The organism is Mesorhizobium sp. WSM3864 (assembly GCF_002294955.1).
Taxonomy (GTDB): Bacteria; Pseudomonadota; Alphaproteobacteria; order Rhizobiales; family Rhizobiaceae; genus Mesorhizobium.
Genome location: NZ_NSGD01000006.1, coordinates 1 through 10810, shown reverse-complemented (window position 1 = coordinate 10810; position 10810 = coordinate 1). Strand labels below are relative to the sequence as shown.

Annotated in this window: 10 protein-coding genes and 1 pseudogene; 5 read left to right on the top strand and 6 right to left on the bottom strand. The window is 65.1% G+C overall.

Translation table 11 applies throughout. The annotated features are described in order from the left end of the window. The first annotated feature begins 265 nt into the window (after positions 1-265). Entirely contained in the window at positions 266-1099 is an 834-nt protein-coding gene (locus tag CK215_RS14820; RefSeq protein WP_095831356.1) for an AraC family transcriptional regulator, read from the top strand. Positions 1100-1262: 163 nt separating this feature from the next. Here CK215_RS14820 and CK215_RS14815 read toward each other — a convergent pair whose 3' ends face one another. From CK215_RS14815 to CK215_RS14800, 4 genes are all read right to left on the bottom strand, one after another. Continuing rightward, complete coding sequence (locus CK215_RS14815; RefSeq protein ID WP_095824847.1) at positions 1263-2198, bottom strand: bifunctional helix-turn-helix transcriptional regulator/GNAT family N-acetyltransferase; 936 nt, start codon at positions 2196-2198, stop codon at positions 1263-1265. A 252-nt stretch (positions 2199-2450) separates the two neighbouring features. Beyond that, entirely contained in the window at positions 2451-3587 is a 1137-nt protein-coding gene (locus tag CK215_RS14810) for an alanine racemase (RefSeq protein ID WP_095831355.1), read from the bottom strand. Continuing rightward, positions 3584-4864: a D-arabinono-1,4-lactone oxidase gene (locus tag CK215_RS14805; RefSeq protein ID WP_095831498.1), complete on the bottom strand. Its 1281-nt coding sequence runs from the start codon at positions 4862-4864 to the stop codon at positions 3584-3586. The genes CK215_RS14810 and CK215_RS14805 overlap by 4 nt, the downstream gene beginning before the upstream one ends. A gap of 13 nt (positions 4865-4877) precedes the next feature. Beyond that, positions 4878-6062: an MFS transporter gene (locus CK215_RS14800; RefSeq protein WP_095831354.1), complete on the bottom strand. Its 1185-nt coding sequence runs from the start codon at positions 6060-6062 to the stop codon at positions 4878-4880. A 110-nt stretch (positions 6063-6172) separates the two neighbouring features. On the opposite strand from CK215_RS14800, the gene CK215_RS14795 reads away from it, so the two are divergent. Next, the gene (locus CK215_RS14795) at positions 6173-6799 is read left to right on the top strand and encodes a TetR/AcrR family transcriptional regulator (RefSeq protein ID WP_095831353.1); all 627 of its coding nucleotides are present in this window, start codon (positions 6173-6175) and stop codon (positions 6797-6799) included. Between the two features lie 205 nt (positions 6800-7004). Here the strand turns inward: CK215_RS14795 and CK215_RS14790 are convergent, their stop codons facing one another. Continuing rightward, the gene (locus tag CK215_RS14790) at positions 7005-7904 is read right to left on the bottom strand and encodes a LysR family transcriptional regulator (RefSeq protein WP_095831352.1); all 900 of its coding nucleotides are present in this window, start codon (positions 7902-7904) and stop codon (positions 7005-7007) included. 106 nt (positions 7905-8010) lie between these two features. Between CK215_RS14790 and CK215_RS14785 the strand changes: the two genes are divergently transcribed. Then, positions 8011-8772, top strand: coding sequence for an SDR family oxidoreductase (locus CK215_RS14785; RefSeq protein ID WP_095831351.1), 762 nt, complete (start codon positions 8011-8013; stop codon positions 8770-8772). On the opposite strand, the gene CK215_RS14780 is transcribed toward CK215_RS14785, so the two are convergent. After that, positions 8769-9620 (bottom strand): hypothetical protein, encoded by an 852-nt coding sequence (locus CK215_RS14780; protein WP_095829091.1) that lies wholly within the window; start codon positions 9618-9620, stop codon positions 8769-8771. The genes CK215_RS14785 and CK215_RS14780 overlap by 4 nt on opposite strands. Positions 9621-9690: 70 nt before the next feature. Between CK215_RS14780 and CK215_RS14775 the strand changes: the two genes are divergently transcribed. Both CK215_RS14775 and CK215_RS14770 read left to right on the top strand, forming a co-directional pair. After that, complete coding sequence (locus tag CK215_RS14775) at positions 9691-10491, top strand: class I SAM-dependent methyltransferase (RefSeq protein ID WP_095829090.1); 801 nt, start codon at positions 9691-9693, stop codon at positions 10489-10491. A 227-nt stretch (positions 10492-10718) separates the two neighbouring features. Continuing rightward, positions 10719-10810, top strand: a pseudogene (locus tag CK215_RS14770) (co-chaperone GroES); the annotation flags it as partial.

Sequence of the window (10810 nt, the reverse complement as noted above, 5' to 3'; positions counted from 1 at the left end):
GCCACCCACCGACTATCCGATCCTTCTGCGCAGATTTCCAGCCGCTACCTATGCCGCAGCCTTTGCGGCGGTCAATTGAGCGATCGAACGCCGAGCTGACTATTATTGGGGGGAATTTTCCAAATCGACGCAAGCGCTTAGCGCCTGTGCCGTGGTCCACGCGCAAACCGTGTCGATCGGCGAATGGATTGCGGGATGCGCAATTTCGATCAAACTGAGTGCTCCGAGAGACGGCACCATGATCCGGCCAATGCGAAGAGGAGCCATGAACCCGACCGAGAAAGCGCTGTGGTTTGTCGAAAGCCATCTGCCGGATGCGATTTCGCTCGACGATGTCGCGGCAAGCAGCGGCGTGTCGCGCTTCCATGTGACGCGCGCCTTCGGCGCCGCCACCGGCCGGTCCGTCATGGGCTATATGCGGGCGCGGCGGCTCAGCGAAGCGGCGCGCAAGCTCGCGGGCGGCGCGAGCGACATCCTGGCGGTCGCTCTCGATGCCGGCTACGGCTCGCATGAGGCTTTCACACGGGCCTTCCGCGACCAGTTCGGCACCACGCCGGAACTGGTGCGCGCTGGAGGCTCGACCCAAAACCTCGACCTCGTGGAGCCCATCCTCATGGACAGTTCGCTTCTCACCGCGCTCGAGCCGCCGCGCTTCGAGACCAGCCGGGCGTTTCTCATCGCCGGGCTCGGCGAGCGCTACAGCTGCGAGACCAGCGCCGGCATCCCAATGCTGTGGCAGCGCTTCGGACCCTACATCGGCAACATTCCCGGCGAGGTTCCTGACGTCGCCTACGGCGTTTGCACCAATGGCGACGATGCCGGCAATTTCGACTATGTCGCCGGCGTCGAGGTGTCGGATTTTTCCGATCTGCCGAAGGATTTTTACCGGGTTCGAGTGCCGGCGCAGAAATATGCCGTGTTTGCGCATCGCGAGCACATCTCGACCATCCGACGCACGGTCAATACCATCTGGAACAGGTGGCTGCCTGCATCCGGACATGAGATCGCCGACGCCCCGGACTTCGAGCGTTACGGCCCCGAATTCGATCCGCGCAGCGGCAATGGCGGGCTGGAGATCTGGGTGCCGATCAAAGGTTGAGACGCCTTCCTCCTTCTCCCCTTGCGGGAGAAGGTCTCGCCGAAGGCGATGGATGAGGAGTGTTCCAGTGGAGTGAGACGCCGGCGTTCCCTGGAACACCCCTCATCCGTCTCGGCGCTGCGCGCCGATCCACCTTCTCCCACAAGGGGAGAAGGAAAAGGCGCTACAGTTCCAAATTCCACGTCTGGCCGACCAAATCCTTGCCGAAGGAATGGTGGCGCTCTTCCTCGGCCAGCTTGAAGCCCGCCGCCTGGTAGATGCGGCGGGCCGAGCCAAGAATGTCGTTCGTCCACAGCGTCAGCGTCTTGTAGCCCTTGGCGCGCGAGAACGCGATGCACTCGTCTACCAGCCGTCGGCCGATGCCGAGGCCGCGCGCCGACGGCTCGACATAGAGCAGCCTGAGCTTCGCCACCTTGGGCGACTTGCGCATGACGAAAACCGAGCCGACCACCTCGCCTTCGCGCTCGGCGATCCAGCTGCGCTCCCATTGCGGAACGAAGTTCTTGACGAACTCGCCGAGGATCTCGGCAACCAGCGCCTCGTAGGTTTCGTCCCAGCCATAGTCCTGCGCGTAGATGAGGCCCTGGCGATGCGTGATCCAGCCGATGTCGCCGACCTGCAGCGGCCGCAGGATATAGGGAACTTTGGGTTGGGGTTTGTCGCCGAGCAGGTCCTGCACCGTGCGCATCGCCTTGACCAGACGCTCCTGGTCGGTCGGCGCCAGGCGATCGAGCAGCGCGCGCACCTGGTCGTGAGAATCCTGGTTGAGCGGCGCGAACGCCTCCCTGCCCGCGGGCGTCAGCGCGATCGAAGACCGCCGCGCGTCGGCCTCCGTGGCGGCGCGCTCGACCAGGCCGCGCTCCTCGAATTTTTTCAGCAGCCGGCTGACATAGCCGGGGTCGAGATCGAGGTCGCGCACCAGGTCGCTGGCGACCAGCCCGTCGCGATGGGCAAGCTCGTAAAGCACGCGCGCCTCGGTCAGCGAGAAAGGGCTCTTCAGGAGGCCTTCGTCGAGCAGGCCGATCTGGCGGGTGTAGAATCGGTTGAAGGCGCGCACGGCATCGATGCGCTGCTTGCCGGGGTGATCGTGGATGGTCATGGGAATTCCTCCTGTCGCGGACAGGATCGATCATTTAGTTGACTGAGTCAATAATATGGTTGTGCCGAGCTTCTTTGGGCCGGCGGGACAGCGCCCCCCTCTGTCCTGCCGGACATCTCCCCCACTTGGGGGGAGATCGGCTGTCGCGTTGGCTTTCGCCAATTTCCAACATTTCAGGATATGCGAAGCGCCGACACAGCCAATCTAGGACAGAGGGGGGCGCGAAGGATCGAAGACAGTTGGCGCGCCCGTTTACCCCATCGGCAGCGCCGGCCAGAACTCGACAATCCGCCCACCGGCAAACACCGCGAGCGAGCCGAAATGCTGCAGCACCGCCTCGCTCTGCGTCGGCCGCAGGAAGGCGTAGTCACCCGGCTTCACCTCCGCGCCCGCCGGGAGCCCCATGAACTGCTGGTTGGACGACAGCCCGATCAGGCCGTTCGGCTTCATGCCTGCGGGGAACACCGGTTCGGCCATCCACTTGCCGCCATAGAGATAGCAGGCCTTCTTCGGGAAGAAGCCGAGCGCCTGCAGCGTGCGGGAGATAGCCGCCGGGCCGGGGAGCACCGGATCGAGCGCCTTCAGGATCGGCGTCGCAATGAGAGCGGCCGGCCGGAAGCCGTCGAGGCCGGGCGTGTCGAAATCGCTGGGCAGCACGAAGGCCGAGCCGATCGACACTTCGTTGGCCACGCCGCCGCCATGCAGCAGCGCCGTCTTGGAACCGCCGATGTTGAGGATGCGGCGCTGGTCCGCATCGAGGGCCGCGACGAACTCGGCAGCCTTCGCCGCGGCCTTTTTCAGCGCGCCGGCCGCGCCGCCGAACAGCCCGGGAATTTCCGGCGCATGCGCTTCATAGGCCATGATGCCTTCGCAGCGCAGGCCCTTCGGTATGGCCAGCGCCCCGATCTCGGCAGGACCGGAAAAGCCGCCGCGATGCAGGCCGACATCGACCTCGAAGGCGAAGCGCAGTTCGGTGCCGAACGCTGCGGCGAGCGCACCGTATTCGGACAGGCGCTCCGGCGTGTCGATCAGCCAGCAGACGCGCGACCACCCGCCGGCGTCGCCTCTAGCCAGCGCCGCTTTCGCCGCACCCACCGGCATCGGCTTGCCATAGAGGAGATCGGCCGCGGGAAAGGCGTCGAGCACCGCCTGCGTCACCGGCGAATGGAAGGTCATGAAGCGGCCGGTTTCGAGCCTCTTGGCGATATGCGAAAGCAGCGGCAGGCAAGGCAGCGACTTGTCGACCAACCGCACGGCAAGACCCGGCGCCAGCCTCTGCTTCACCAGCGCGATGTTGGCGTCCAGCCGGTCGCGGTCGAGCACCAGGCAGGGCCGAAAGATTTCGGCGGCCTTGAGCGCCTTCGACAGCTCGGCGAAATAGGCGCTCATTGTTGGATGCCGAACAGGCCGGCCATATAGGGCGACACGAAGCGGTTCCCAGGATCGATGTCGCGGCGCACCGCCATTGCGTCATCCCAGCGCGGATAGAGTTTCTTGAAATCCGCCGCCGTCAAGCTGTGCATCTTCCCCCAATGCGGCCGCCCGCCATATTTGCGGAAGATCGGCTCGGCCGCGCGCATGAAAGGAAGCGGATCGTTCGCCACGTCGTGATGAATGGCGATCGAGCAGGTCAGCCTCCTGTGGAAGGGCGAAAGCCAGAATTCGTCCGGGGCGACCGAACGCACCTCCATCGGGAAATAGACTTCCGGGAAGTGCTTTTCGCTCAGCGCGATGATCTCGGCTAGCGCCTTCGGACCGTCCTCGTAAGGCAGGTGATACTCCATCTCGTTGAATTTGGTGCGACGGTCGCTGGCGTAGACGTTGAGCCAGTCCTGCACATAATCCTCGGCCGGCACCTTCTTGACCGCACCCTTGATCAGCGCCCGGCGGAGCGCCGGCAGCCAGCGCAGCACGGTGCGCAGCTTGCGCAATGTCGCCAGGCTCTCCTCGTCATCCTCGGTCGGCCGCGGCGAAGGCCGAGCGTCGCTGAGATCGCTGGCGATGAACTGCGCATGGCCGGAGAACGGGATGTAATAAAACTCTGCCGAACGGTGTGCGGCCATCATCGTCTCGAAGTCGCGCAGCATATCGCCGATCGGCAACACCCATTTGCGGCGCCGCAGCCGGTAGGTCGGGATGTTGTTCATCGTCACTTCGGTGAGCACGCCGTAAGCGCCGAGCGCGACGCCGGTGGCATGGATCATATCCTGGTCGCCCGCCCGGCTGTATTCGCGCAGCTTGCCTTGCCCGTCGACGAACTGCACCGCCTCGAGCTGCGTATGATAGGCGCCGAGCGTCGGGCCGGAACCATGCGTCGCGGTGCCCAGCGCGCCGCCGATCGCTTGCTTGTCGATGTCGCCCATATTGGGCAGGCCCTGGCCGATGTCCTGCAGGATGTGCATCAGCGCGCCAAGCCTTGTGCCTGCCCTCACGCGTGCCCGATTGGCTGCGGCGTCATGCGAAACCAGCCCTTCGATCTTCGCCAGCGAGATGATGGTGCCGTCGGACTGCACCAGCGGCGTGAAGGAATGGCCGGCGCCGGCGACGCGCAGCGGACCGGGCGCGGAACGCACCAGATCGGCCAGCTCGCCGACATCGGCTGGCGTGGCGATCAGCTTCGGCGCGGCGTTCACGAAACCCGACCAGTTGCTCCAGGCGTTTGCCATGGTCACCTCCCGCTCAGGCTGGAACGCGGCGCCCGGCAACCAGCACGAAGACGCCGAGCAGCGCCACGCTGGCCAACGCGCTTGCCGCGGCGAATTCCGGCACCGGCCGGAAATTTTGGCCGTCGATCAGCAGCGAGGCGGCGACCGGGCCGATGGCGAGGCCGAAGAGCTGCGCCGCCGGCACGAGCAGTACCGCATTGCGCGTCTCGTCGGCGGTGATCGCCAGCCGGATCTGATAGGGCACGATGAAGAGCAGGATGAAGCCCATCACCAGCGCCACCGACCAGAAGACCGAAAGCCCGGGGCCGGAAGCGAGCAGCACCGAGCTGATCGTCGCGATGGCGCCGATGACGGTGATGGCGAAGCGGTAGTCGATGCGCGCTTCGAAGACGGTGGCGGTCATGGCGCCCATGACCTGCGCGGCAAGGCTTGCCGAGACCATCAGGCCGACGGTGCGGCCGTCTATGCCGAACTCGGCGCCGAGCGGCTCCAGAAATGCCCAGACGGCGCCGAAGAACATGAAGTAGCAGAAGATCGACAGCAGCGCCGTGATCGCCGGCACGGTGAGCACATTGGCAAAATGCTCGTCCTTCGGCAGGTCGGCGTAGTCGTCCGGCACGATCCACGCAACGACGAGCGACAACAGGCAGACAACGCCGAGCGCGACAAAGCCGCCGGCCGCGCCGGCGGCAGGCACGGCATAAAGCGCGAGCAGCAGCGCCAGCGCGCATTGCGCCAAGGTCTGCAGCGTGACGAAATAGCCGCCGATGCGCTCGGCCCGGCGCGAGCGGGCGATCAATTCGGTCGCCACGGCGACCAAGCCACCCTCAGCCAGCCCGGCGAGGGTGCGCGCGCCGATCAGCGCATTGGAGCTCATCGTATAGGCGGTCCAGAAATTGGCGAGCGCCAGCAGCACCAAAAGCGCGGCGCTCTTCCAGCGCATGTTGCGCGCCGGCAAGAGCATCGCCACGATCGCCGAGCCGACGGCGATCGCGATCATCTCGGCGGTGGCGACCAGCGCCAGCTCGTCACCGGTGACATGACCCTCGCTATAGAGCGCGCCGAGCAGCACCGGCTGCAAGCCCAGGATGAGCAGGCCGACCGAGCCGATCCAGAGCGCCGCGGCGAGTTGCAGGCCGGTCGGATTGCCGACCAGCCAGTCGCCATTTTCCGCATGCGCGGCATCGGTTGCAGTCACGAGGCGCCCTCCCTTGCAGCCCGGTGAAAAAACTGACAACTTGTCAGCATTCCCGAAACTGATACTTGATCAGTTTCCTGTCAACCGAGAATCCACGACGCCCGCGCGAGATGAGGCAAGCAAGGCAAACGGCGACGGAACCGAGGCGCAGGCCCAAGCAAGAGCGCAGCCGCGAGCGCATCGACGCGATCCTCGCTACGACCATGCGGCTGATCGGCGAGAAGGGCATAGACGCGGTCACGATGAAGGAAGTCGGCGCGCTGGCGGGCGGGCCGATCGCCACGGTCTATCATTATTTTCCAAGCAAGTCGGCGATCTTGGCGATGCTCTACGAGCGTTTCTCGGAGGAGAGCCGGGCTCGCTTCGGCGCGATCATCGCCGATATCCGGGGAGTGGATGACGTGACCGCTGCAGCCGATCGGCTGCTCGACGATTACTACGGCCGTGTCGCGGCGGATCCGGCGATCCAGGATCTGCAGAACGCGATCCAGGCCGACAAGGCGCTGCAGCATCTCGACATCGCCGAGACGCGGCATCAGGCGCAGATGTTCTGCGACCGTGTGGCGCCGATGCTGAAGCCTAAGCAGCGCGAGGCGTTCGGGCGCGTGGTGTTCCTGATCTTCCAGCTCGCCGGCGGGGTCGTGCGGCTGGCGCTGACGCAGGACGAGGCGGAAGGCCGGCGCACGATCGAGGATTACCGGTCGATCATCCACGCGCAGTTGCGGCTGTTTTTGTAGGCATGCCCTAACGGTGGTCATCCTCGGGCTTGACCCGAGGATCCATGCCGCGACTCCGTCATAGAGCGCAACGGCGGAGAATTCTGCAGTCCTTGCAACGCCTTAGCGTCACGGCATGGATCCTAGGGTCTGCGCGCGTCGCTTCGCTCCTTGCTCCGCCCTAGTATGACGACCGCTGGATACGATCCCCTCCGCGATTGCCAACTTACCCCGCATCCAGCTTCGGCCCCAGGATCTCCACCAGCCAATCGACAAACACCCTGACCCGTGGCGACAACTGCCGGCTCGGCGGATAGAGCACCGAGATCGGCGTGGGCGTCGGCGGGAAATCGGGAAGCACTTCGACCAGCCGGCCTGCCTCGAGGTCGTCCGCATATCGGAGCCTTGGCGCCTGGAACAGCCCGAAGCCCAGCCGGACCAGCGCAGCACTCGTGTCCGAATTGGCGACCGTGACCCGCGACGGCAGGACGATCTCGCGAACCATGCCGTCGACGGTGAATTCCAGCGGCATCACCTGCCTCGTGCGCGACGACACGAAGCCGATCATCATGTGCCCAGCCAAGTCGTCCGGCGTGCGCGGCACGCCGTGGCGTTCGAGATAGGCGGGGCTGGCCACGGTGATTTCGCGCGCGATGCCGAGACGCCGCACGATCATGTCGCTGTCGGGAAGCGTGCCGGCCCGGATGACGCAATCGACGCCTTCGCGCACGAGGTCGACGAGGCGGTCGCCTTCGCCGATATGCACGGTCAGGCCCGGATATCGGACGAGCAGCGCCGGCAGTTCCGGCAGCAGGAAAGTGCGCGCCATATGGCCGTTGACGTCGACGCTGAGGCGCCCGCGCACCTCATGCGCGCCGAAGCCGCCCTCGGCATCCTCGATGTCGGCCAGGATGCCGATGCAGCGCTGGTAATAGGCTTCACCGTCGAGCGTGGTGGTGACGTGGCGCGTGGTGCGACGCAGCAGCTGCACGCCCAACCGCTCCTCCAACTGCTTGATCGCGGCGGTGGCGCTGGAGCGCGGCAGGCCGAGATCGGCAGCGGCCGCCGTGAAGCTGCGCCGTTCCACGACGCGGGTGAAGAGCCGCATGCTGTCGAACCTGTCCATCGCTGATTGTTCGCAAATCTTGAATAGAGTTGGCAATCCATGCCAGATTATATCGGTCATTCGCGCGAGTATATGGATCACCATCGCCAAGACGGAGATTTTCACCATGACCACTCGCGCCATTGCCCTCATCACCGGCGGCAGCCGCGGCCTCGGCCGCAACACAGCGCTCAACCTCGCCCGCAAGGGCGTCGACGTCATCCTCACCTACCGCTCGCGCGCCGACGAGGCGAAGGCGGCGATCGCCGAGATCGAGGCCGCCGGCAGCCGCGCCGCGGCGCTTGAGCTCGACGCCGGCGCCGTTGCCACCTTCCCGGCTTTCGTCGCGGCGTTGACAAAGACGCTCCAGGAAACCTGGCAGCGCGACCGCTTCGATTATCTCGTCAACAATGCCGGCACCGGCCTCCGCAAGCCGATCGCCGAGACCACGGAAGAGGAATTCGACACGCTGATGAACATCCATCTCAAAGGCGTGTTCTTCCTAACCCAGGCGCTGCTGCCGCTGATCAACGATGGCGGCCGCATCGTCAACGTGTCGAGCGGGCTGGCGCGCTTCTCGGTTCCGGGCTCGGCCGCCTATGCGATGATGAAGGGCGGCATCGAGGTGTTCACGCGCTACCTCGCCAAGGAGCTCAGCCAGCGCCGCATCACCGCCAACACCGTGGCGCCCGGCGCCATCGCCACCGACTTCAACGGCGGCCATGTGCGCGACGACGCCGAGATCAACCGCGTCGTGGCTGGCATGACGGCGCTCGGCCGCGCCGGCGTCGCCGACGATATCGGGCCGATGATCGCCTCGCTGCTGTCGGAGGACAATCGCTGGGTCAACGCCCAGCGCATCGAGGTCTCGGGCGGCATGAATATCTAAGCGTGTTGGCGGATCAACCCTTCGAAGCCGTCGGCAAGATTGGCATTGCCGGCGGCGATGAAGCTCGACAGATTGCGGGCGCGTCCAGGCGTTTTGTTGGCATCGAGCAGCACCGCCCTGCCCTCATGCATGACGAAATCGAACTTTCCGTAGTGGAAGCCGAGCTTGCGCCTTAGCGCGCGAAGCTCGTCCGGTACGGGAACCGCCTCGCGACGGATCGTGTCGTCGCCCTTGACCAGGCTCTGCGGCGAGACGTGGCGTGTGCAGCGCTCGCGCTCGCCGCAGAACAGCCAGAAACGGGCGGCAAAGCCATCCGGCTCAGGCTCGGGAATGAATTTTTCCACAATGAGGTCCTCGCGTCCGAACAGCTCGGCCGGAACGTCGGCGAGCGAGGCATGGATCTGGTATTGGTCGAAAGATTCGACGCCGGGGAAGGGCATCGGCTTGCCGGCGCGCCGCGCGCGCCGATTCAGTTGCTGTTCCGGCGTTCCCCGATGGTTGAGGCTGCTCTTGACGATAACCTGCCCTTTCCAGCCGTCGTCCTTGCCGACGACGGCTCCGCTGATGCGGCGCTTGGAAATGTCGGCGGCGCCGAGATTGAGGCAGAAGGGAAAGGCGCGGGCATACTCGACATAATCGGGCGACGTAACCGTCGCGTCGACATGCAGCACCGCGATATCGGCGGCCGGCTTCGCCGACGTGCCGCTGAGGACCTGCACCGAATGGCCGCGCCTCTTCAGTTCCTCCAGCAGATCGAAGAGCATGTACGGGCTGTCCCGGCGCCATAGCAGCCCGCGCCGGCTTTGGAAGCGGTCGAACTCATGCGTGATGACGGCGATGCGTGCCATTGTTCCCTTGGCCTATCAAGCGTCGTCCACTATTCGATCGGATACAACGCGCTACCGGGCTGGGGTTTGCATGACCGAGCATTGGAATGCAATTCGCAAACATTGGCAGTTGCTCGGCACACCCCTGCGGCCGCCGGCGGAGGTTGTCGAAAGCTACGACCGCGAACTCGACCTTGCCCCGTCGGATGTCGTGATGCTCGGCGTGACACCCGAGCTCGCCGGGCTCGGCGCCACGATGACGGCGGTCGACGAGTCTTCGGACATGATTGCCGGCATCTGGCCGGGCGACACCGATACGCGCAAGGCGGTGCAGGGCGACTGGTTCGATCTGCCGTGCGCCGATGCAAGCGTCGAGGCGCTGATCGGCGACGGATGTCTCTCGGTCATCGGCGATGCCGGCCTCAGGCGCACGCTATTTGCGTCGATCGCACGCGCGCTCAAGTCCGACGGCCGCGCCGGCATCAGGCTTTACGCCTCTCCCGCAACGCCGGACGACCCGAAGGATGTCCGCGCTCTGGCACTAAGCGGCGGCGTCTCGACTTTCCATGAGCTCAAATGGCGCGTGGCCATGACCGCGATCGGCGACGCGCCGGATTACACGATCCCGGTCAAAGCCATCCTCGAACAGTTCGAAAGGGTGTTTCCCGACCGCGAGGAGCTTTCGGCCCGAACCGGATGGGAACTGCCGGTCATCGGAACCATAGACGTCTACCGGAACTCGTCCGCCGTCTACAGTTTCGCCCCCGCGGCAGCGCTCATCGAGGAAGGCCGGACCTTCTTCGAAGATCTCCGGCTGACCTCTAGCGGCACATACGGTCTGGCCGAACGCTGCCCGCTGCTGGTGTTGCGCTCGCCGAAGCGCCTGGACTAAACGAGCTGGATTGCTCGCCCACGCTTCGCGCAGCCACCGCATTTCCGCCCAGCGCTCCGCCTGAGAAAAATTGCGCCATTGCCCCTCCCCGCGCGCCTTGACTCTCGCATGCCATCAGCCTATCTCAGCGCCACGTTAGCACTCGCCTTAGGTGAGTGCTAACTTATATCCGGCGGCCTCGCCGGATGGAGGAACAGTTCTCACCGTTCTCATTCGAGGAAGACAACATGGCAAAGTCCAAGTTCCGCCCGCTTCATGACCGCGTGGTCGTTCGCCGGGTTGAATCCGAATCCAAGACAGCCGGCGGGATCATCATCCC